This window comes from Actinomadura rupiterrae (genome assembly GCF_024172125.1).
GTDB lineage: Bacteria > Actinomycetota > Actinomycetes > Streptosporangiales > Streptosporangiaceae > Spirillospora > Spirillospora rupiterrae.
On record NZ_JAMZEA010000019.1, the window covers coordinates 51,743 to 77,445 of the forward strand.

A 25,703-nucleotide genomic window follows, 5' to 3' on the forward strand; every position below is an offset into this window, starting at 1 on the left:
GGACCAGCACCCTCATTTGTGACAGTGACGTCGCTTACAGCACCGCTGTTCGGTGGGCGATCAGTCGGCGAGGCGGGCCTGTAGGAGGGCGGTGATTTCGGCTAGGGGCGCCTCGTCCAGGAGGGTGTGGTGGGTGGCCTGGATGTGGTGGACGGTCAGGGCGCCGTTCACGTGGGGGCGCCAGGCTTCGGGGGCGGCTTCGGTGGGGAGGTGGTCGGGGCGGTCTTCGGTGGCGACCACCAGGAGCATGTCGCCGTTGTAGGTGGGCGGGACGTGGTGTTCGTGGAGGCGCATGTTGTTGTCGGAGACCCGGGCTACGGCGGCTAGGGCTTCGGGCATCTCGCGCGGCTCGTCGTCGGTGGGCGGGGGGCCGACGGGGATCATGTCGGCTTCGGTTCGCTGCTGGAAGGGGTAGCCGTCCAGGACAGCGAGGAGGGCCACGTCTTCGCCGGCTTCCTGGATTCGGGACGCCAGGGCGTGCGCGACCACGCCGCCGAAGGACCAGCCGACCAGGTGGACGGGGCCTTCGGGCTGCACGCTGCGGATCTGGGCGTGGTAGTCGGCGGCCATCGCTTCGACGGTTTCCGGGAGGTCTTCGCCGGGTGCGCCGTCCATGCCTCGGGCTTGGATCGCGTAGACGGGGTGCCCCTCCGGGAGGTCGCTTGCCAGGGCCGCGTACTTCCAGCCGAGGCCGCTGCCGGGGTGGACGAGGAACAGGGGCGGCTTGTCGCCTTCCGGGCGGAGAGGCAGAAGGCCGTCTGTGTCGTTCTGTCGGGCGCCGCCCGTGACCACTTCGGCCAGCTCGGCGACCGTGGGCGCCGAGAAGAGTTCGCGGATGCCCAGGTCCACGTCCAGGACGGACCTGACCTTGGCGATCAGGCGGATGGCGAGGAGGGAGTCGCCGCCGATGGCGAAGAAGGAGTCTTCGGCGCCGACCGATTCCCGTCCGAGGATCTCGGCGAACAGGCCGCAGAGGATCTCCTCGGTGGCGTTCGCCGGGGCGCGGGTGGTGGAAACCCCGGCGAAGTCGGGGGCGGGGAGGGCCGCGCGGTCCAGCTTGCCGTTCGCCGTCACCGGGAACTCGTCCAGCGTGACGAAGGCCGCGGGGACCATGTAGTCGGGGAGGCGTTCGGCCGCGTATTCGCGGAGGTCTTCGGTACCGCCGGTGATGTAGGCGACCAGGCGTTTGACGCCGGGCTGGTCTTCGCGGACGATCACGGCTACCTGCGCGACGTCGGTGTGGGTCGCCAGGACGGTCTCGATCTCGCCGAGTTCGACGCGGAAGCCGCGGATCTTCACCTGGTCGTCGGCGCGGCCAGCGAACACCAGGTCGCCGTCGTTCGTCCTGCGGACGACGTCGCCGGTCCGGTACATCCGGGTTCCGGGGTGGAACGGGCAGGCGACGAAGCGTTCGGCGGTCAGGGCGACGCGCCCGATGTAGCCGCGGGCGAGGCTCGGGCCGGCGATGTACAGCTCGCCGGGCACGCCGGGCGGAACCGGACGCAACGCCTCGTCCAGGACGTAGACGGACGTGTTCCAGATCGGGCCGCCGATCGAGACCCGGTCGCCGGGGACGAGCTGGTCACTCATCGTGGCGCAGACCGTTGATTCAGTCGGGCCGTAGGCGTTGAACATCCGGCGGCCGGACGACCAGCGGTCCACGAGGCCGGGCGGGCAGGCCTCCCCCGCGACCACCAGGTTCTCCAACGCCTCGGGCAAATCGTCCACTGTGGCGAGGAGGGACGGCGGGAGGGTCATGTGCGTGACGGACGCGTCCGTCAGCAGGTCGTCGGCGTTGGCCAGCACGAGCGTTGCGCCAGAGAGCAGGGCCATGCTCAGTTCCCAGAAGGCGGCATCGAAACCGAGGGCGGCCATTTGGGCGACGCGGGAGCCGGGGCGCACGTTGAAGCGGGCGGCCTGCCAGGCGGCAAGGCTCGCCACGCCTCGGTGAGTGACGCCGACGCCCTTCGGGACGCCTGTCGAGCCGGACGTGTAGATGACGTAGGCCAGCTGGTCCAGCGGGATTCCGGTTTCGACGGAGGTGTCGTTTTCGCTGAGGGAGGCGATGAAGTCCTTGTCCACGACCAGGGCCGGGGACGAGTCGGACAGCATGAACGCGATCCGGTCCTCCGGATAGGACGGGTCGATCGGGAGGTAGGCCGCGCCGACCTTCAGTGCGCCGAGGATGACGGCGATCAGGTCGGCCGAGCGCTCCAGATGGACGGCGACCAGCGCCTCGTGGCCCACGCCGCGGGCGCGCAAGGCGTGGGCCACGCGGTTGGCGCGGGCGTCCAGTTCGGCGTACGTCCAGCGAACGTCGCCGCACTCGACTGCCACGGCGGACGGCGTGCGGGCCACCTGGGCGGCGAACAGGTCCGGCAGCGAAGCGGCCGCCAGGTCGCGCGCCGTGTCGTTCCAGTCGGTCAGGATGCGCGAGCGTTCCGAGCCGGTCAGGATTTCGAGGTCGCTGATGCGCGTGTCCGGGTCGGTCGCGACCTGTTCCAGGACGCGGGCGAAGCGTGTCGCCAGGGCACGGGCGGTCGGTTCGTCGAAGAGGTCGGTGGCGTAAAGGAGTTCGCCGCCGAGCCCGTCCGGCTGGCCGGATTCGTCGCGCAGCTCGCCCAGCGTAACCGACAGGTCGAAGCGGGCCGCGACCAGCTCGTCCGCCCGGACGGGCTGCACCTGGAGCCCCGGCAGTTCCCAGCCCGACCCGCCCGAGCCCGAGCCGGAGCCGGCGCCGCCGAGGTTCTGCAGCGTCAGCGACACCTGGAACAGCGGGTGCCGCGAGAGGGAGCGGACGGGGTTCAGGTCCTCGACCAGCCGCTCGAACGGCAGGTCCTGGTGGGCGAAGGCGCCCAGGTCGGCCTCGCGGACGCGGGCCAGCAGTTCGGCGAAGGTCGGGTCGCCCGAAACGTCCGTCCGCAGGACGAGGGTGTTCAGGAAGAAGCCGGCCAGGCCCTCCAAGGCCGCGTCGCCGCGTCCCGCGACGGCGGTGCCCAGCGGGACGTCCGTTCCCCCGCCCAGCCGCGACAGCACCGACGCCAGAGCCGCCTGGACGATCATGAACATCGTCACGCCCTGCCGCTGCGCGACCTCCAGGAGTCCGGCGTGCGCCAGGGAGTTCACCGCGATCGGGACGGATCGGCCCTCGAAGGTCCGCTCGGTCGAGCGCGGACGGTCGGTCGGGAGCGCCACCTCCTCGGGCAGCCCGTCCAGCGTCCGGCGCCAGTACTCCAGCTGCTCGGAGATCAGGCTGTCCGGGTCGTCCAGGTCGCCGAGGACGTCGCGCTGCCACAGCGCGTAGTCCGCGTACTGCACCGGCAGCGGCTCCCATTCGGGGATCGTGCCGGAGCGGCGCGCCGCGTAGGCCGCGCTGAGGTCGGCGGTGAGGACGCCCATCGACCAGCCGTCCGCGGCGATGTGGTGGACGACGACGACCAGCACGTGCTCGGTCGGCGAGAGCCGCAGCAGCCGAGCCCGCCAGGGCAGCTCGTGCTCGACGTCGAAGCCGCGGCCCATCTCGGTGGCGAGCACGGCGGGCAGGCCGGATTCGGAGATGTCGTCGACGGGCAGCGCGGGTTCGGCGTCCGGGCCGTGCAGGACGCGCTGGTACGGCGTCCCGTCCGCCTCGGGGAAGATCGTCCGGAGGCTTTCGTGCCGTTCGGCCACGTCGGCCAATGCGGTGCGCAATAGCGGCACGTCCAGGTCACCGGTCAAGCGGAGCGCCATCGGCATCGTGTAGGCCGCGCCCGCGCCCGCCTCCTCCAGGCGGTTGAGGAACCACATGCGCTGCTGCGAGTAGGACAGCGGGATGCGCTCCGGGCGTTCCCGGGGTGTCAGCGCCGCCCGGACGCCGCCGCGCTCGCCGTCCGCGAGTATCGCGACGGCCTCGGGCGTCGGCTCTGCGAACAGGTCCCGGACGGACACCTCGGTGTCGAGGACGGCGCGGACGCGGGCGATCAGCCGCATCGCCAGCAGCGAGTCGCCGCCGAGCGCGAAGAACGAGTCCTCGGCGCTGACCGCGTCCAGGCCGAGGACCTCGGCGAACAGCCCGCAGACGATCTCCTCGGTGGCGGTCGCGGGCGCGCGTCCGGCGGGCCGTCCAGCGAAGTCGGGCGCGGGCAGCGCGGCCCGGTCGATCTTGCCGTTCGCCGTGACGGGCAGCTCGTCCAGCGGGACGAACGCGGACGGCACCATGTACTCGGGCAGCCGCTCGGCCGCGTGCCGGCGCAGGCCCTCGACACCGGACCCGACGACGTAGGCGACGAGGCGCTTGACGCCCGGCTGGTCCTCGCGGACGAGCACCGCGACCCGCCGGACGGCCTCGTGCGCGGCCAGGACGGCCTCGATCTCGGCGGGCTCGACCCGGAACCCGCGGATCTTCACCTGGTCGTCGGCGCGTCCGGCGAACTCCAGGCAGCCCGAGTCGGTCCAGCGGACCAGGTCGCCCGTCCGGTACATCCGGTCGCCGAGGCCGAACGGGCAGGCCACGAACCGTTCGGCCGTCAGCCCGACGCGTCCGGCATATCCGCGCGCGAGCCCCGCGCCCGCGATGTACAGCTCGCCGGTCACCCCGGCAGGGACGGGCTGCAGGAACTCGTCCAGGACGTAGGCGCGGGCGTTGTCCATCGGGCGTCCGATGGGCACCACGCCGTCCACCTGAGCCGCGTCGGTGAAAGCGAGCTGCGTGGTGAACGCGGTGGTTTCGGTCGGACCGTAGGTCGTCCGGACCACCAGATCCGGGTGCGCCTCCAGCAGCGACCGAACCGCGTCCGGCGACACCACATCGCCACCCGTGGAGACCTCGCGCACCCCGGCGAACATCTCCGGCGCCTGCTCCGCCAAGGCCGCGAAGAGCCCGGCCGTCGCGTGCACGTTCGTGACGTTTTGCCTCGCGACCAGAGCCGCCCGCTCCCGGACGTCCACCTCGCCCGAAGGCACGATGACCAGGCTGCCGCCGTGCAGCAGCGGTGCCCAGATCTCGTAGGTCGAGGCGTCGAAGGCGTGGTTGGCCTGGATCAGGACGCGTTCCACCGTCTCGAAGGTCCAGCAGGACGACAGCGCGAAGTCCACGACGTTCGCGTGCGTGACCACGACACCCTTCGGCCGTCCCGTGGACCCGGACGTGTACATGACATACGCGGCCGAGTCCGGCGGAATCGCGACTCCCGGAGCCGACTCGTCGCCCGCGGCGAGCAGGGCGTTCGCGCGCAACGCGCCGCCGCCCGGCAGCACCGGATGCCCGGCCGACTCCCCGTCCGCGACGACGACCGAAACGTCCGACTCGGACAGGACGGTCCGCAACCGGTCGGCCGGGTGGGCTGCGTCGAGCGGCAGGTACGCCGCCCCCGTCTTCAGCACCCCGAGCAGGACGGCCACCAGGTCGGCCGACCGCTCCATCATCACCCCGACCACGTCCGAGTGCCCGACGCCGCGCGCGACCAGCCCGCTCGCAACACGATTCGCCCGCGCATCCAGCTCCGCATACGACAGCGTTACGCCCCGGAAGACGGCCGCGACCGCGTCCGGCGTCCGCGCGGCCTGCTGCTCGAACAGCTCGACCAGGGACGCGTCCGGCACCGCACGCGAGGTGTCGTTGAACTCCTCCAGCAGCCGGTCGCGCTCGACGACCGACAGGATCTCCACCTCGCCCGCGCGCAGCTCGGGGTCGGCCGCGACCTGCTCCAAGACGGAGGCCAGCCGGTCGGCCAGCCGCGCCGCGGTCGCCTCGTCGAACAGGTCGGCGGCGTAGTGGATGCCGCCGAGGAGGCCGGCCGGGTCGCCCTGCTCGTTCCGCTGCTCGGCGAGGATGACCGAGAGGTCGAACCGCGCGGCGAGCTTGTCGTCGGTCTCGACGGGCAGGACGCGCAGTCCGGGCAGTTCCCAGGGTTCCACGGCCTGCGGGAGGTTGTGCAGGGTGAGCATGACCTGGAACAGCGGGTGGCGGGACAGCGAGCGCGCCGGGTTCAGCTCCTCCACCAAGCGCTCGAACGGCAAGTCCTGGTGGGCGTAGGCGGCGAGGTCGGTTTCCCGGACGCGCGCCAGCAGCTCGCCGAACGTCGGGTCGCCCGAGACGTCCGTCCGCAGCACCAGCGTGTTGACGAAGAACCCGGCCAGATCCTCCAGCGCCGCATCTCCGCGGCCGGCGACCGCGGTGCCCAGCGGGACGTCGGTGCCCGCGCCCAGCCGGGCGAGCAGCACCGCGACCGCCGCCTGCGCGATCATGAACATCGTGGCGCCCTGCTCGCGCGCCACCTCCAGCAGCCGCGCGTGGGCGTCCGCGCTCACCCGCAGCGGCACCGACCCGCCCTCGAAGGACGACTCCACCGGACGGGGCCGGTCGGTTGGCAGCGCCAGCTCCTCGGGCGCTCCGGCGAGCGTCTCGCGCCAGTGCGCGAGCTGCGCCGAGATCAGGCTGTCCGGATCGTCCAGGTCGCCGAGCACCTCGCGCTGCCAGAGCGCGTAGTCGGCGTACTGAACGGGCAGCGGCGCCCAGTCCGGCAGGCCGCCGTTGCGGCGCGCGGTGTAGGCGTGGCCGACGTCCCGCGCGAGGACGCCCATCGACCAGCCGTCCACGGCGATATGGTGCGCGACGACCGCCAGCACCGACTCGGTCGGCGACAAGACGAACAGCCGCGCCCGCCAGGGCAGTTCCGTACCGAGGTCGAAGCCGCGGCTGACCTCGTCCGTGAGGACGGTGTCCAGCTCGTCCTCACCGACACGGCTCACGACCAGCCGGGGACGGCCAGCCGCGCCGTGGCGGATCTCCTGGCGCGGCGCGCCGTCCACGTACGGCAGGACGGTCCGGAGGCTCTCGTGCCGGTCGGCGACGTCGCCGAGCGCGGCCTCCAGCGCGGCGATGTCCAGGTCTCCGGACAGCCGCATCGTCAGCGGCACGTTGTAGGCGGCCCCGGCCTCGGCCTCTTCGAGGCGGTTGAGGAACCACATCCGCTGCTGGGCGAACGACAGCGGGATCACCTTGGGCCGTTCGCGGGCCACCAGCGCCGTCCGCACGCCGGACGCCCGCGCGCCGTCGACCAGCCTCGCCAGCTCGGCGACGGTCGGGGCCGCGAACAGCTCGCGGATGGTCAGCTCGGTCTCCAGGACGGACCGGACCCGCACGATCAGCCGGATCGCCAGCAGCGAGTCCCCGCCGATGGCGAAGAACGAGTCCTCGGCGCCGACCGATTCCCGGCCGAGGATCTCGCCGAACAGCCCGCAGAGGATCTCCTCGGTCGCGGTGGCGGGAGCGCGTCTCGCGGTCGGCCCGGCGAAGTCGGGCGCGGGCAGCGCGGCCCGGTCCAGCTTGCCGTTCGCGGTGACCGGGAACTCGTCCAGCACGACGAACGCCGCCGGGACCATGTAGTCGGGCAGCCGCTCGGTCGCGAACTCGCGCAGCCCGTCCGCGTCCCCGTCGCCGTCGCCACCGTTGACGTAGGCGACCAGCCGCTTGACGCCGGGCTGGTCCTCGCGGACGACCACCGCCGCCTGCGAGACCTCGTCATGCCGCGCGAGGACGGCCTCGATCTCGCCGAGCTCCACGCGGAACCCGCGGATCTTCACCTGGTCGTCCGCGCGGCCCGCGAACGCGAGCTGACCGTCGACCGTCCAGCGGACCAGGTCGCCGGTCCGGTACATGCGGGCACCGGGCGCGAACGGGCACGCCACAAACCGCTCCGCCGTCAGGCCGACCCGGCCGACGTAGCCGCGCGCCAGGCTCGGACCGGCGATGTACAGCTCACCGGTCACCCCCGGCGGAACCGGACGCAACGCCTCGTCCAGGACGTACACCGAGGTGTTCCAGATCGGCCCGCCGATGGTGATCGGCCCGCCCGGCACGAGCGGATCGCTCATCGTCGCACACACGGTCGATTCGGTCGGTCCGTAGGCGTTGAACATCCGCCGGTCGGATGCCCAGCGCTCAACCAGCGCGGGCGGGCACGCCTCGCCCGCCAGCACCAGCGTCCCGAGCCCGTCCGGGAGATCCTCGACCGTGGACAGCACGGACGGCGGGGTCGTCATGTGCGTGATGCCCGCGTCCGTCAGGAGGTCGCTGACGTTGGCCAGGACCAGCGTCGCGCCCGAGAGCAGCGCCATGCACAGCTCCCAGAACGCCGCGTCGAACCCCAGCGCCGCCATCTGCGCCACCCGCGAACCGGCGGCCACTCCGAACTGGTCCGCCTGCCACGCCGCCAGGCTGGCTACACCGCGATGCGACACGCCCACGCCCTTGGGCACGCCGGTCGAACCCGACGTGTAGATCACGTACGCCAGCTGGTCGGACGGGATCGCGAGACCGGTCGGGGTGTCGTCCTCGCCCAGCGTCTCCAGGAAGCCGGCGTCCACGACCACGACCGGGGCGGCGTCGCTCAGCATGAACGCGATCCGGTCCTCCGGGTAGGACGGGTCGATCGGCATGTACGCCGCGCTCGCCTTCATCACGCCCAGGATCACCGCGATCAGATCCGCCGACCGCTCCAAGCGGATACCGACCACGTCCTCGCGTCCGACACCGCGCTCGATCAGGGTGTGCGCGACACGGTTGGAACGCGCGTCCAGCTCGGCGTACGTGCAGCGGACGTCGCCGTACTCCACCGCCACAGCATCCGGCGTGCGCGCCACCTGCGCCGCGAACAGAGCGGGCACCGACCCGGACGGCACAGCACGCGTCGTGGCGTTCCAGTCGATGACGAGGCGTCGGCGTTCGTCGGCCGACAGCACTTCCAGGTCGCTGATCCGCTTCCGCGGATCGGCGGCGACCTGCTCCAGGACCCGGACGAACCGCTGGGCGATCGTCCGGACGGTCGCTTCATCGAACAGGTCGGTGGCGTACAGGAGTTCGCCGCCGAGCCCGGCGGGCTGCCCGTACTCGTCGCGCCGCTCCCCCAACGTGACCGACAGGTCGAAGCGGGCCGCGACCATCTCGTCCGCGCGGAGCGGTTCGACCTGGAGGCCCGGGAGCTCCCATCCGGAGTCGGCCGAGGCGTCGCCGAGGTTCTGGAGCGTCAGCGACACCTGGAACAGCGGGTGCCGCGACAGCGACCGGACCGGGTTCAGATCCTCCACCAGCCGCTCGAACGGCAAGTCCTGATGGGCGAACGCGCCCAGGTCGGCCTCGCGCACACGGTCGAGCAGCTCGCCGAACGACGGGTCGCCGCCGACGTCCGTCCGCAACACGAGCGTGTTGAGGAAGAACCCGGCGAGCCCTTCAAGTGCCGCGTCGCCGCGACCGGCGATCGCCGTCCCGATCGGGATGTCGGTGCCCGCGCCCAGCTTGGACAGGACGACCGCGAGGGCCGCCTGCGTGACCATGAACATGGTGGTGCCGCTGCGCTGGGCGACCTCCGCCAGGCGGGCGTGGACGGCCGGCGGCAGGCCCAGCGGGACGGCCCGGCCCTCGAACGAGCGCTCCTGCGGGCGCGGGCGGTCGGTCGGGATCACCAGCTCGTCCGGGATCCCGGCCAGCGTGCGGCGCCAGTACTCCAGCTGCCCGGAGATGCGGCTGTCCGGGTCGTCCAGGTCGCCGAGGACGTCCCGCTGCCACAGCGCGTAGTCGGCATATTGGACCGGCAGCGGCTCCCAGGCCGGCGCTTCGCCGCCGCGCCGGGCGCCGTAGGCGATGCCCAGATCGGCCGCGAGCACGCCCATCGACCAGCCGTCCACGGCGATGTGGTGGGCGACGGCGACCAGCACGTACTCCGAGTCGGGCAGCGCGAACAGCAGCGTCCGCCAGGGGAGCTCCCGGTTCAGCTCGAAGCCCTTCCGGACCTCGGCCGAGAGCGCGGACGCGAGGTCGGCCTCGGTGATCTGCCGGACGATCAGCTCGGGCCGCCCGGCGGGGCCGTCCAGGATCTCCTGGCGCGGCACGCCGGCCGTCTCCGGGAAGATCGTCCGGAGGCTCTCGTGCCGGTCGGCGACGTCCCCGAGGGCAGCCTCCAGGGCCGCCACGTCCAGGTCGCCGGACATCCGCAGCGCGAACGGCATGTTGTAGGCCGCGCCCGCCCCGGCCGCTTCGAGCTGGTTGAGGAACCACATCCGCTGCTGGGCGTAGGACAGCGGCACGGTCTCGGGCCGCTCCCGCGCGGTCAGCGCCGCCTGGACGCCGTCGCGCTCGCCGTCCACCAGCCGCGCGACGGCCGCGACGGTCGGCTCGGTGAACAGCTCCCGGATGCTGACCTCGGCGCCGGTCGTCGCGCGGATGCGGGCGATCAGCCGCATCGCCAGCAGCGAGTCACCGCCGACCGCGAAGAACGAGTCGTCCGCGCCGACCGACTCCAGGCCCAGCACCTCGGCGAACAGCCCGCACAGGGTCTCCTCGGTCGGCGTCGCCGGCCCGCGGCCGCCGGACAGTCCGGCGAAGTCGGGGGCGGGCAGCGCCGCCCGGTCCAGCTTGCCGTTCGCCGTCATCGGCAGCTCGTCCAGCTGGACGAACGCGGCGGGGACCATGTACTCGGGCAGCCGCTCGGCCGCGTGCCACCGGAGGCGATCGGTGTCGCCGCCGACGACGTAGGCGACCAGGCGCTTGATGCCGGGCAGGTCCTCGCGCGCCACCACCGCGACCTGCCGGACGGCCTGGTCCTCGGCCAGGACGGCCTCGATCTCGGCCGGCTCGACCCGGAACCCGCGGATCTTCACCTGGTCGTCGGCGCGTCCGGCGAACTCCAGCAGACCGTCAGCCGTCCAGCGAACCAGGTCCCCGGTCCGGTACATCCGGCCGCCGGGGCCGAACGGGCACGCGACGAACCGTTCGGCCGTCAGCGCCGGATTCGCGACGTATCCGCGCGCCACACCGGCGCCCGCGACGTACAGCTCCCCGGTCACGCCCGGCGGGACGGGCTCCAGGTGCTCGTCCAGGACGTAGGCGCGGGCGTTGTCCATCGGACGCCCGAGCGGAATGGAACCGGCAGCCTGGGTCTTGTCGGTCAGGCCCAGGTGCGTGGTGAAGGCGGTCGTTTCGGTCGGACCGTAGGTGGCGCGGACGACCAGGCCCGGGTGTGCGTCCAGCAGTGTCCGGACGGCGACCGGAGAGATCACGTCGCCGCCGGTAAGCACCTCGCGGACGCCCGCGAACATCTCCGGCGCCTGCTCGGCCAGCGCCGCGAACAGGCCCGACGCCGCGACCACGTGCGTGACGCCGTGGTCGGCGATCAGCGCGGCCCGCTCCGGGACATCGACCTCGCCCGACGGCACGACGACCAGTCGGCCGCCGCGCAGCAGCGGCGTCCAGATCTCGTGGGTCGAGGCGTCGAAGGCGTGGTTGGCCTGGACCAGCACGCGCTCCATCACCTCGTCCCGCCAGGCCGCGTCGGCGCAGAAGTCGGCGACGTTGGCGTGCGTGACGGCCACGCCCTTGGGCGTGCCGGTCGAGCCGGACGTGTAGATCACGTAGGCCAGTTGCTCGGCCGAGACCGTGACCCCGACCGGAGAATCGTCGCCGCTCAACGAGGCGAGGAACGCTTCGTCCACCACCACGGCAGGACGCGCATCGGCGAGCATGAACGCGATCCGCTCGGCCGGGTAGGACGGGTCGATCGGCAAGTACGCCGCCCCGGCCTTCACCACACCCACCATCACCGCGATCAGATCCGCCGACCGCTCCAGGCGGATGCCGACCAGATCCTCACGCCGAACGCCGCGCTCGATCAGCGTGCGCGCGACGCGGTTGGAACGTGCGTCCAGATCGCCGTGAGTCCAGGTGTCGCCGTTGAACGCCACTGCAGTGGCATCGGGCGTCCGAATCGCTTGTGCTGCGAACAGCTCTACCAGCGAACCGGCGGCCACGGGACGGGACGTGGCGTTCCAGCCGTCCACGACCAGATCGCGCTCGTCCGGTGTCAGGATCTCCAGGTCGCCGACGCGCACGTCCGGGTCGGCCGCGACCTGCTCCAGCAGCCGGACGAACCGCCCGACCAGCGTCCGGACCGTCCCCTCGTCGAACAGGTCGAGCGCGTAGAGGACCTCGCCGCCGATCCCGGCGGGGGCTCCGTTCTCGTCGCGGCGCTCGCCGAGCGTCACGGACAGGTCGAACTTGGCGGCGGCGGTGTCGTCATCGTCCTGCGCCAGCGGACGGACCTCCAGACCGGGCAGTTCCCAGGGTTGCTGCCCGCGTGCCAGGTTCTCCAGCGTGAGGGTCACCTGGAAGATCGGGTGCCGGGCCAGCGAGCGCTCCGGGTTCAGTTCCTCCACCAGGCGCTCGAACGGAAGATCCTGGTGGGCGTAGGCGGCGAGGTCGGCTTCCTGGACGCGTTCCAGCAGCTCACCGAACGTCGGATCACCCGACACGTCCGTCCGCAGCACCAGCGTGTTGACGAAGAACCCGGCGAGATCCTCCAGTGCCACGTCGGCCCGGCCCGCCATCGGCGTGCCGATCGGGATGTCCGAGCCCGCGCCCAGGCGGGAGAACAGCGCCGCCAGCGCGGCCTGCGCGACCATGAACAGGGTCACGCCGCGCCGCTGCGCCACCTCGACGAGCCGGGCGTGCAGGTCCGCGCCCAGCTCCAGCGGCACCAGCGCGCCGCGGAACGAGGCTTCGGCGGGACGCGGACGGTCCGTCGGCAGCGCCAGCTCCTCGGGCGCTCCGGCCAGCGCCGCGCGCCAGAAGTCGAGCTGCGCCGAGATCAGGCTGTCCGGATCGTCCGGGTCGCCGAGGACGTCGCGCTGCCACAGCGCGTAGTCGGAGTACTGCACCGGCAGCGGCGTCCATGCGGGCGCGTCGCCGGTCGAGCGGGCAACGTAGGCGGCCGTGAGGTCGCGGGCGAGGACGCCCATGGACCAGCCGTCCGCCGCGATGTGGTGCGCGACGACGATCAGCACGTGCTCGGTGGGCGAGAGTCGCAGCAGCCGGGCGCGCCAAGGAAGCTCGCGCTCGACGTCGAAGCCGCGGTCGGTCTCCGCGGCGAGCGTCTCGCCGAGCTGCTCGGCCGCGATGCCGTCCACCGCGAGGACGGGACGCCCAGCCGGGCCGTCGATGATCTCCTGGCGGGGGACGCCGTCCACCGCCGGGAAGATCGTGCGGAGGCTCTGGTGGCGGTCGGCGACGTCCCCGAGCGCCGCCTCCAGCGCAGGGACGTCCAGGTCACCGGTGAGCCGCAGCGCCAGCGGCATGTTGTAGGCGGCGCCCGCGCCGGCGGCCTCCAGCCGGTTGAGGAACCACATCCGCTGCTGCGCGTAGGACAGCGGCACCACCTCGGGACGTTCCCGGACGGTCAGGGCGGTCCGGGCGGCGCCGCGGCCGGTGTCGACCAGCCGCGCCACGCCCGCCGCGGTCGGCTCGGCGAAGAACTCCCGGATGCCGACGTCCTGCCGCAGGACGGCCCGAGCCCGGGAGATCAGCCGCATCGCGAGCAGCGAGTCCCCGCCGAGTTCGAAGAACGAGTCGTCCGCGCCGACCGTGTCGAGGCCGAGCACCTCGGCGAACAGCCCGCAGAGGATCTCCTCGGTCGCCGTCGCCGGGCCGCGCCCGCCGGCGAGGCCGGCGAAGTCGGGCGCGGGCAGCGCCGCCCGATCGACCTTGCCGTTGGCCGTGACGGGCAGCTCGTCCAGGACGAGAACGGCGGCGGGGACCATGTGGTCCGGCAACCGCGCCGCGAGGTGCGCGCGCAGGTCGCCGGAGGTGGCGGCCGCGGTGGCGTAGGCGACGATCCGCTTGGTTCCGGGCTGGTCCTCGCGGACCATCACCGTCGCCCGGCCGACCGCCTCGTGCGCGGTCAGGACGGCCTCGATCTCGGCGGGCTCGACGCGGAACCCGCGGATCTTCACCTGGTCGTCGGCGCGTCCGGCGAACTCCAGCAGGCCGGTGTCGGTCCAGCGCACCAGGTCGCCCGTCCGGTACATCCGGTCGCCGGGGGTGAACGGGCAGGCGACGAAGCGCTCGGCCGTCAGCGCCGGATTCGCGACGTATCCGCGCGCCACTCCGGCGCCCGCGACGTACAGCTCGCCGGTCACGCCCGCCGGGACGGGCTGTAGGTACTCGTCCAGCACGTAGGCGCGGGCGTTGTCCATCGGACGCCCGATCGGGACGACGCCGTCCGCCTCGGCGGGGTCGGTGAACAGCAGTTGCGTGGTGAACGCGGTGGTCTCGGTCGGACCGTAGGTCGTCCGGACGACCAGATCGGGATGCGCGTCCAGGAGCGTCCGGACAGCGACCGGCGAGACGACGTCGCCGCCGGTTGAGACCTCACGGACGCCCGCGAACATCTCCGGCGCCTGCTCAGCAAGCGCCGCGAACAGGCCAGCGGTCGCGTGGACGTTGGTGACGGCATGCTCGGCGACCAGGGCCGCGCGCTTCGGGACGTCCACCTCGCCAGGAGGGACGATGACCAGCTCGCCGCCGCGCAGCAGCGGGACCCAGATCTCGTAGGTCGAGGCGTCGAAGGCATGGTTGGCCTGCACCAGCACCCGCTGGACGACGTGGTCGCGCCAGCAGCTCGCCGCGCAGAAGTCGGCGACATTGGCGTGGGTGACCGCGACGCCCTTCGGCGTGCCGGTCGACCCGGACGTGTAGATCACGTACGCCAGCTGGTCGGTCGAGATCTCGATCTCGACCGGGGTGTCGTCGGTGCTCGGCGCGGTCAGAAAGTCGGCGTCCAGCACCACGGGGGGCGCCGCCTCGTCCAGCATCGACGCGACCCGCTCGGCCGGGTAAGACGGGTCGATCGGCAGGTACGCAGCGCCTGCCTTCAGAACGCCCAGCAGCGCGGCGATCAGATCGGCCGAGCGCTCCAAGCGCACGCCCACCAGATCCTCGTGGCCCACACCGCGGTCCCGCAGCGTGTGCGCGATGCGGTTCGCGCGGGCGTCCAGCTCGGCATAGGTCCAGCGGACGTCCCCGGAAGCCACGGCCAGCGCGTCCGGCGAGCGGACCGCGCGGGCCTCGAACAGCTCGACCAGCGAGCCGTCCGGCACCGGGCGGGCGGTGTCGTTCCAGCCGACCAGCAGCCGGTCCCGCTCGTCGGCGGCGAGGAGTTCGAGGTCGCCGACGCGCAGGTCAGGGTCGGCGGCGAGCTGCTCCAGCACCCGGACGAACCGGTCGGCGATCGTCCGGACCGTCCCCTCGTCGAACAGGTCCTCGGCGTACTGGAGGCCGCCCCACAGCCCGGCCGCCGCGCCGTGCTCGTCGCGGTGCTCGGCGAGCGAGAAGGACAGGTCGAACTTGGCGGCGGACGCGGCCTCCTCCTCGCGTCCCAGCGGCCGCGCCCGCAGCCCGGCCAGCGCCGAAGCCTCCTCGGACCGCGGCAGGTTCTGCAGGGTCAGCATGACCTGGAACAGCGGGTGGCGGGCCAGCGAGCGCGCCGGGTTCAGCTCCTCGACCAGCCCTTCGAACGGCAGATCCTGGTGGGCGTAGGCGGCGAGGTCGGTTTCCCGGACGCGCGCCAGCAGCTCGCCGAACGTCGGATCGCCCGACACGTCGGTCCGCAGGACGAGGGTGTTGACGAAGAAGCCGGCGAGGTCTTCCAGGGCGGCGTCGCCGCGTCCGGCCACGGCGGTGCCGATCGGGACGTCGGAGCCGGCGCCGAGCCGGGCGAGCAGCATGCCGAGCGCGGCCTGCGCGACCATGAACATCGTCGCGCCGTGGCGCCGCGCGACGGCGGCCAGCCGCCGGTGGGCCTCGGCGGGGACGTGCAGCTCCACCGATCCGCCCTTGAAGGTGGCGGTGGCGGGGCGCGGACGGTCGGTCGGGAGCGCGAGCTCTTCGGGCGCTCCGGCCAGGGCGTCGCGCCAGTAGGCGAGCTGCTCCGCGATCAGGCTGCCCGGGTCGTCCAGGTCGCCGAGCACCTCGCGCTGCCACAACGCATAGTCGGCGTACTGCGCCGGAAGCGGCGTCCAGTCGGGTGCGGTTCCCGCGAGGCGGGCCGCGTAGGCGGTGCCGAGGTCGCGGGCGAGCACGCCCATCGACCAGCCGTCCACGGCGATGTGGTGCGCGACGACCGCCAACACCGACTCGGTGGGCGACAGGACGAACAGCCGGGCCCGCCAGGGCAGCTCGCGCTCGACGTCGAAGCGGCGGCCCATCTCGGCGATCACGGTGTCGGCGAGCGCGTCCTCGCCGACCTGGGTCACGACCAGGGCGGGACGGCCGACCGGGCCGTCCAGGATCTCCTGGCGCGGCACACCGCCCGCCTCGGGGAAGATCGTCCGGAGGCTCTCGTGCCGGTCGGCCACGTCCCCGAGCGCCGCCTCCAGCGCCGCGACGTCCAGCTCGCCCGAGAGGCGCAGCGCCATTGGGACGTTGTAGGCGGCCTCGGCACCGGCGTTCTCCAGCCGGTTGAGGAACCACATCCGCTGCTGAGCGAACGACAGCGGGACGATCTCGGGGCGTTCGCGTGCCGCCAGCGCCGTCCGGGCGCCGCCGCGCTCGCCGTCGAGCAGGCGCGCGACGGCCGCGACGGTCGGCTCGGCGAACAGCTCGCGGATGGTGACCTCGGCGCCGGTCACGGCCCGGATGCGGGCGATGAGCCGCATCGCCAGGAGCGAGTCACCGCCGAGGCCGAAGAACGAGTCCTCGGCGCCGACCGACTCCAGGCCGAGCACCTCGGCGAACAGCCCGCAGAGGATCTCCTCGGTGACCGTCGCCGGGCCGCGGCTCGCCACCAGGCCCGCGAAATTGGGAACCGGTAGCGCGGCGCGGTCGACCTTGCCGTTGGCAGTCATCGGGAACTCGTCCAGCAGGACGAACGCGGCCGGAACCATGTAGTCAGGGAGCTTGGCCGCGACGTGCTCGCGCAACTCCTCGTCTGTGGCGCCCGCGACGAGGTAGGCGATCAGGCGTTTGGTGCCTGGTTGGTCTTCGCGGGCCAGGACGACGACTTGGGTGACGGCGTCGTGAGCTGCTAGGACGGCTTCGATTTCGGCGAGTTCGACGCGGAAGCCGCGGATTTTGACCTGGTCGTCGGCGCGGCCAGCAAATTCAAGGAGGCCGGTGCCGGTCCAGCGGACCAGGTCCCCCGTCCGGTACATCCGGTCAGCGGACGCGAACGGGCACGCCACGAAGCGTTCGCCTGTCAGCGCGGCCCTGCCGATGTAGCCGCGCGCGACGCCCGCGCCTGCGACATACAGCTCGCCGGTCACCCCGGGCGGGACGGGCTGGAGGTACTCGTCCAGAACGTAGGTACGGGCGTTGTCCATCGGTCGGCCCATCGGCACGACGCCGTTGAACTGCCCCGGAGTCGTGAGCGGGAGCTGCGTGGTGAAGGCCGTGGTCTCGGTCGGGCCGTAGGTCGTCCGGACCGTCAGGCCGGGGTGGGCCTCCAGCAGGCTCCGGACGGCGATCGGGGACACGACGTCGCCGCCGGTCAGCACCTCGCGGACGCCTGCGAACATCTCCGGCGCCTGCTCGGCCAGCGCCGCGAACAGGCCCGAGGCCGCCACGACGTGCGTCACGGCATGCTCGGCGACCAGGCCCGCGCGCTCCTGGACGTCCACCTCGCCCGAAGGCACGATGACGAGCCGTCCGCCGCGCAGCAGCGGCGTCCAGATCTCGTAGGTCGAAGCGTCGAAGGCATGGTTGGCCTGCACCAGGACGGTCTCCAGCACCTCGTCACGCCAGGCCGCGTCGCCGCAGAAGTCGGCGACGTTGGCGTGCGTGACCGCAACGCCCTTCGGGGTGCCGGTCGAGCCGGAGGTGTAGATGACGTAGGCGAGCTGCTCCGGCGCGACCTCGATCTTGACCGGGGCGTCGTTCTCGCTGAGCGAGGACAGGAAGTCGGCGTCCACGACCACGGCCGGACGGGCGTCGGCGAGCATGAACGCGATCCGCTCGGCCGGGTAGGACGGGTCGATCGGCAGGTAGGCGGCGCCTGCCTTCACCACGCCCAGGATGACCGCGATCAGGTCGGCCGACCGGTCCAGGCGGACGCCGACCAGGTCTTCCCGGCCGACGCCGCGCTTCAGCAGAGTCCGGGCGACACGGTTCGCGCGGGCGTCCAGGTCGGCATACGTCCAGGTGGCGTCGCCGAAGACCACAGCGACCGCGTCCGGCGACCGGACGGTCTGCGCGGCGAACAGGTCCACCAGCGAGCCGGTCACTCGCGGGCGGGCCGTCCGGTTCCAGCCGTCCACGACCAGCTCGCGCTCGCCCTCGGTCAGGACGTCCAGGTCCCCGACGCGCGCGTCCGGGTCCGCGGCGACCTGCTCCAGCACCCGGACGAACCGGTCCGCCAGCGCGCGTGCGGTCTCCTCGCCGAACAGGTCCAGGGCGTAGAGGATCTCGCCGCCCATGCCGGCCGGGGAGCCGTGCTCGTCGCGGTCCTCGGTCAGCGACACGGTGAGGTCGAACTTCGCGACCAGGTTCTCGGCCGGGGGCAGCACCTCGGCCCGCAGGCCGGGCAGCGCCCACGGCTCGGGGCCGCGGGCGTTGCTGTCCACGCCCAGCATGATCTGGAAGAGCGGGTGCCGGGCCAGCGACCGCGCCGGATTCAGCTCCTCGACCAGCCCTTCGAACGGTAAATCCTGGTGGGCGTAGGCGGCGAGGTCGGTTTCGCGGACGCGCGCCAGCAGCTCGGCGAACGTCGGGTCGCCCGACACGTCGGTGCGGAGGACGAGGGTGTTGATGAAGAACCCGGCGAGGTTCTCCAGGCCGGCGTCGCCGCGTCCGGCGATCGCGGTGCCGATCGGGAGGTCCGTACCGGCGCCCACCCTGGCCAGCAGCATGCCGAGCGCCGCCTGCGCGACCATGAACATCGTCACGCCGTGCCGCTGGGCCACGTCCGCCAGACGCGCGTGGACCTCGGCGTCCAGGCGCAGCGGGACCGCCGCGCCCTGGAACGACGACTCGGCCGGGCGGGGGCGGTCGGTCGGCAGCATGAGCTCTTCGGGCGCTCCGGCGAGGGTGTCGCGCCAGTGCGCGAGCTGCGCCGAGATCAGGCTGTCCGGGTCGTCCAGGTCGCCGAGCACCTCGCGCTGCCACAGCGCGTAGTCGGCGACCTGGACGGGCAGCGGCGCCCAGTCCGGCCTGCGTCCGGCGCAGCGGTCCGAGTAGGCCCGGGTGAGATCCTCGGCGAGGACGCCCATCGAGCGGCCGTCGACCACGATGTGGTGCGCGACCAGCAGGAGCACCGACTCGTCCGGCCCCAGGACGAGCAGCCGGGCGCGCCAGGGCAGGTCGCGGCCCAGGTCGAACGGCCGGTCCGCCTCGGTCGCCAGCACCGACTCCAGGTCGTTCGGTGCGACGTCATGCACGCCGAACGACGGGCGTCCGGCGGCTCCCTGAAGGATGCGCTGGTACGGGACGCCCTCGACGTCGGGGAAGACCGTCCGCAGGCTCTCGTGCCGGTCGGCCACATCGCCCAGGGCCGCGCGCATGGCGGCCACGTCCAGGGCGCCGGTGAGGCGCAGAGCCAGGGTGACGTTGTAGGCCGCGGCGCTGCCGGCCTCTTCGAGGCGGTTGAGGAACCACATCCGCTGCTGGGCGAACGACACCGGAATCCGCTCCGGCCGTTCCCGGACGGTCAGCGCAGGGCGTCCCGGGCGTGCGTCATCCTCGGGAAGCAGCCGCGCCAGTTCCGCGACGGTCGGGGCGGCGAACAGCTCGCGGATGGTCAGCTCCGTCTGCAGGACGGATCGGACCCGCACGATCAGCCGGATCGCCAGCAGCGAGTCGCCGCCGATGGCGAAGAACGAGTCCTCCGCCCCGACGCTGTCCAGACCGAGGACTTCGGCGAACAGGCCGCAGAGCACTTCTTCGGTCGCCGTCGCGGGCCCGCGGCTCTGGGCGGCTGCTGTTGCTCTGTCCGGCGCGGGAAGCGCGGCGCGGTCCAGCTTGCCGTTGGCGGTCACGGGGAACTCGTCCAGCGTGACGAACGCGGCCGGGACCACGTACTCCGGCAGCCGCGCGGCCGCGAACTCCCGGATCTCCTCGACGTCGCGGGCGGTCACGTAGGCGACCAGCCGCTTGACGCCGGGCTGGTCCTCGCGCGCCAGGACGGCGGCCTGGTCCACGTCCGGATGCGCGGACAGCACGTTCTCGATCTCGCCGAGCTCCACGCGGAACCCGCGGATCTTCACCTGGTCGTCCGCCCGGCCCGCGAACACCAGCTCGCCGTCGCCGGTCCAGCGAACCAGGTCGCCGGTGCGATACATACGGGCACCGGGCTCGAACGGGCACGCCACAAACCGCTCCGCCGTCAGGCCGACCCGGCCGACGTAGCCGCGCGCCAGGCTCGGACCGGCGATGTACAGCTCACCGGTCACACCCGGCGGAACCGGACGCAACGCCTCGTCCAGGACGTACACCGAGGTGTTCCAGATCGGCCCGCCGATCGACACGAGGTCTCCGGGCGCGAGGGCGGCGCTCATCGTCGCGCAGACCGTCGATTCGGTCGGCCCGTAAGCGTTGAACATCCGCCGACCGGGCGCCCAGCGCTCCACCAGGCCAGGCGGGCACGCCTCACCGGCCACGACCAGCGTGCGCAGGCCGTCCGGCAGGCTTTCGACCGTGGCCAGCAGGGACGGCGGGACGGTCACGTGTGTGATGTCCAGGTCCGTCAGCAGGTCATCGAAGCGGCCCTTGGGCGGCATCGTGTCGGCGTCGGCGAGCAGGAGCGTCGCGCCGGACAGCAGCGCCATGCACAGCTCCCAGAACGCCGCGTCGAACCCCAGCGCCGCCATCTGCGCCACCCGCGAACCGACACCGACTCCGAACTGGTCTGCCTGCCAAGCCGCCAGGCTCGCCACACCGCGATGCGACACACCCACACCCTTGGGCACACCCGTCGAACCCGACGTGTAGATCACGTACGCCAGCTGATCAGGCGAGATGCCGAGCTCGACGGGTGTGGCGTCGTCGCTCAGGCCGCCGATGAACTCGGCATCGACGACCAGAGCCGGGTCGGCGTCGGACAGCATGAACGCGATGCGCTCGGACGGATAGGACGGGTCGATCGGCATGTACGCCGCGCCCGCCTTCACCACACCCAAGATCACCGCGATCAGATCCGCCGACCGCTCCAAGCGGATACCGACCAGGTCTTCACGGCCCACGCCACGCTCGATCAGGGTGTGCGCGACACGGTTGGACTGCGCGTCCAGCTCGGCGTAGGTCCAGCGGAAGTCGGCGAACTCGACCGCTGGCGCCTCGGGCGTCCGCGCGACCTGCGCCGCGAACAGCGCAGGGACCGAACCGACCGCCACCTCGTGCGCCGTGGCGTTCCAGTCCACGATCAGGCGGTGGCGCTCAGCGTCGGACAGGACGTCCAGGTCAGTGATCCGCTTCTTCGGGTCGGCCGCGACCTGCTCCAGCACCCGGACGAGCCGCTCGGCGACGGCGCGGACGGTGTCCTCGTCGAACAGGTCGGCGGCGAACTCGATCACGCCGCCGAGTCCGGCCGGGGCACCCTGCTCGTCGCGGCGCTCCCCCAGCTCGAAGGCCAGGTCGAAGCGGGCGGCCATCGTGTCGCCGCTGTGCACCGGCCGGACGAGGACGCCGGGCAGGTTCCATGCCGGTTCGCTCTGGCCGGTGGCCTGGAGGTTGAGCGTGACCTGGAACAGCGGGTGCCGCGCCAGCGAACGCACCGGGTTCAGGTCTTCCACCAGCCGCTCGAACGGAAGGTCCTGATGGGCGAACGCGCTCAGGTCGGTTTCGCGCACGCGTCCCAGCAGTTCGGCGAAGGTCGGGTCGCCGCCGACGTCCGTCCGCAGCACCAGCGTGTTCAGGAAGAATCCGGCCAGACCCTCCAGCGCGGCGTCACCGCGGCCGGCGGTAGCGGTGCCCAGCGGGATGTCGGTGCCGCTTCCCAGCCGCGATAGAACCGACGCCAAGGCGGCCTGGACGACCATGAACATCGTCACGCCGTAGCGCTGCGCGACCTCCACCAGGCGGGCGTGCAGGGCTGCGCCGGTCTCCACCGGGACGACGCCGCCGCGGAAGGACGGCGTGGTCGGCCGGGGCCGGTCAGTGGGCAGCGGAAGTTCCTCGGGAGCACCGGAAAGGGCCTCGCGCCAGTAGCCGAGCTGCGCCGAGATCAGGCTGTCCGGATCGTCCAGGTCGCCGAGGACGTCCCGCTGCCACAGCGCGAAGTCGGCGTACTGCACCGGGAGCGGCGTCCACTCCGGAGCCGCGCCGGACCGGCGGGCCGCGTAGGCCGCGCTCAGGTCGCGCGCCAGCACGCCCATCGACCAGCCGTCGGCGGCGATGTGATGCGCGACGATGACCAGGACGTGTTCGGAGTCGGCGAGCGCGAGCAGGCGGGCGCGCCACGGGAGTTCGCGCTCGACCTCGAAACGGCGGCCGACCTCGGCGGTGATCGCGTCCGGCAGCGCGTCCTCGGCGACCTGCTCGACGGCCAGGACGGGCCGTCCGGCCGGGCCGTCCAGGATCTCCTGGCGCGGCACGCCGCCCGACTCGGGGAAGATCGTCCGGAGGCTCTCGTGCCGGTCGGCCACGTCCCCGAGCGCGGCCTGGAGCGCCGCCACGTCCAGCTCGCCGGACAGGCGAAGGGCCAGCGGCATGTTGTAGGCGGTGCCCGTTCCTGCCTCTTCGAGCCGGTTGAGGAACCACATCCGCTGCTGCGCATACGACAGCGGCACGGTCTCGGGACGACCCTGTACAGCGAGCGGCGGCCGCGCGTCGCCGCGTCCGGTGTCCACGAGGCTGGCGAGGCCGGCGACGGTCGGCTGCTCGAACAGGTCGCGGATGCTCACCTCGGACCGCAGCACCGCGCGGACGCGGGCGATCAGCCGCATCGCCAGCAGCGAGTCCCCGCCGACCGCGAAGAACGAGTCGTCCGCGCCGACCGTCTCCAGGCCCAGCACCTCGGCGAACAGCCCGCAGAGGATCTCTTCGGTGGCCGTGGCCGGGGCTCGGCCGCCGGACAGTCCGGCGAAGTCCGGCGCGGGTAAGGCCGCGCGGTCGACCTTGCCGTTCACGGTCACCGGCAGCGCGTCCAGCAGGACGATCGCTGCGGGCACCATGTAGTCGGCCAGCTTGGCGGCCACGTGCGCGCGCAGCTCGTCGGCGGACGCGTCGGCCACGGCGTAGGCGACCAGGCGCTTGGATCCGGCCTGGTCCTCGTGGGCGATGACCGTGGCGTTCGCGACGCGCTCGTGCGTGGTCAGCGCGGCCTCGATCTCGGCCAGCTCGACCCGGAAGCCGCGGATCTTCACCTGGTCGTCGGCGCGTCCGGCGAACTCCAGCAGCCCGTCAGCCGTCCACCGGACCAGGTCACCCGTCCGGTACATCCGGTCGCCGGGGCCGAACGGGCAGGCGACGAACCGCTCAGCGGTGAGCCCGGCACGGCCGACGTACCCGCGGGCCACGCCGGCACCGGCGATGTACAGCTCGCCGAGCATCTCCGGCGGGACGGGCCGCAGGCACTCGTCCAGCACGTAGGCGCGGGCGTTGTCCATCGGGCGTCCGAGGGGCACGACGCCGTCCGGCCGGCCCGGGTCGGTAAAGGCGAGTTCCGCGGTGAACGCGGTGGTTTCGGTCGGGCCGTAGGTCGTCCGGACGACCAGATCCGGATGCGCCTCCAGCAGGGTTCGGATAGCGACCGGAGACACCACGTCACCGCCGGTCGAGACCTCACGCACCCCGGCGAACATCTCCGGCGCCTGCTCGGCCAGAGCAGCGAACAGACCGGCCGTCGCGTGGACGTTGGTCACGCCGTGCTCGGCGACCAGCGCGGCCCGCTCCGGGACGTCCACCTCCCCCGGCGGCACGACGACCAGGCTGCCGCCGTGCAGCAGCGGCACCCAGATCTCGTACGTCGAGGCATCGAAGGCATGGTTGGCCTGCACCAGCACCCGCTGGACGACCTCGTCGCGCCAGCAGCTCGCCGCGCAGAAGTCGGCGACGTTGGCCTGCGTGACCGCCACGCCCTTCGGCACCCCGGTCGAGCCCGACGTGTAGATCACGTAGGCCAGCTGACCAGCCGAAACCGTGACATCGACCGGCGAGTCGTCCGCAGGCAGCGAGCCGAGGAAGTCTTCGTCCAGGACGAGCGTCGGACGTGCGTCGGCGAGCATGAACGCGATGCGCTCACCCGGATAGGACGGGTCGATCGGCAGGTAGGCCGCACCCGCCTTCAGCACGCCCAGGAGGGCGGCGATCAGGTCGGCCGAGCGTTCCAGGCGGACGCCGACCAGATCCTCGCGGCCCACACCGCGCTCGATCAGCGTGCGGGCGATGCGGTTGGCCCGTGCGTCCAGTTCGGCATACGTCCAGCGCAGGTCACCGGAGACGACCGCGACCGCGTCCGGCGAGCGGACCGCTTGCGCCTCGAACAGTTCTGCCAGCGGGCCTGCCGGAGTGGGACGCGCTGTGGCGTTCCAGCCGTCGAGCAGCTGCTCGCGCTCCCCCGCGATCAGGACATCGACGTCTCCCACCCGCAGGTCCGGGTCGGCGGCGATCTGGTCCAGGATGCGCGCCAGCCGCTTCACCAGGGCGGACGCGGTCTGCTCTGCGACCACGTCCGGCCGGTACTCCAGGCGGAGGTCCAGGGTGTCGAGTTCGGCGGCGACCAGGGTCAGCGGGTAGTGGGAGGCGTCCTCGCCCTCCGCGCCGGTGATACGCAGCCCACCGGACGCCTCCGCCGCAGACGCGCCGGTTCCGATTCCGCGCGGGTAGTTCTGGTAGACGAGCAGCGTGTCGTAGGCGGCGGCGCGTCCGGCTGCGCGCTGGATCTCGGCCTGGCCGAGGTGCTCGTGCGCGAGCAACCGCGAGCGCGCGTCCTGGACCTCGGTGAGGGTCGCCGCCAGCGTCCGCGCGGGGTCGAGCCGGACGCGGACCGGGACGGTGTTGATGAACAGGCCCAGCATCCGCTCGACGCCGGGCAGCTCCATGGGGCGTCCGGCGACGGTCGCGCCGAACACCACGTCGGTGCGGCCGGTCAGCCGGCCGAGCAGCAGCCCCCACGCGCCCTGGACGACCGTGTTCACGGTGAGTCCGGAGGCGCGGGCGGTCTCGCGCAGCCGGTCGGTCGCGGCGCGGTCGAGCCGGGTGGTCACGTGTCCGGGCTGGACGGGCAGGGCGGACGCCGCCGGGCGGACGAGGGTCGGTTCGTCCAGTCCGGCGAGGGCGTCCCGCCAGGCGGCGCGCGCGGCGTCGCGGTCCTGGCGGGCGAGCCAGGCGAGGTGGTCGCGGTAGGACGGGGCGGGCGGCAGCCCGGACGCGTCGCCTCCGGCGGCGTACACGGCCGACACCTCGTCGAAAAGGATCGGCTGCGACCAACCGTCCATCACGATGTGGTGCATCGTCACGACGAGCCGGTAGGTGCGGTCCGGGAGTTTCAGCAGGAGCAGCCGGAGCAGCGGCGGGACGGAAAGGTCGAAGCCGTTCTGGAGTTCCGTTTCGGCGAGCCGCCGGACTTCGGCGCGCGCCGCGCCGGCGGCGAGATCGGAAAGGTCGTGCTCGCGCCACGGAAGTGCGACGCCCTTCGCGATCACCTGGACCGGTCGGGGCGATCCGGCGGGCTGCCGGAAACTCGCGCGGAGGCTGGCGTGCCGGTCCAGGACGGCCTGCCACGAGGCGCGCAGCACCGTGCTGTCCAGCGGTTCCGATAATTCCAGGACGTTCTGGCCGACATAGATGTCGCGGGTCCGCTCGTCATATCCGGCGTGAAACAGCAGCCCTTCCTGAAGAGGGGACAGCGGCCACACATCGTCGATGCGGATCTGAGTCATCAGCGCCCTTCCGCCACACGCGAGAAATGCTCACCGAGAGCACATACGTGGCGGACTCTACCAAGCCCGAACGGGGCGGAAGGGCTGTC

At 72.6% G+C, this 25,703-nt stretch carries 1 protein-coding gene; it reads right to left on the bottom strand.

Translation table 11 applies throughout. The annotated features are described in order from the left end of the window. Window positions 1–60: 60 nt before the first annotated feature. Window positions 61–25,614, bottom strand: a complete 25,554-nt coding sequence (locus FHU30_RS44120; protein WP_253883706.1) for a non-ribosomal peptide synthetase — start codon at window positions 25,612–25,614, stop codon at window positions 61–63. Between the last annotated feature and the right edge of the window lie 89 nt (window positions 25,615–25,703).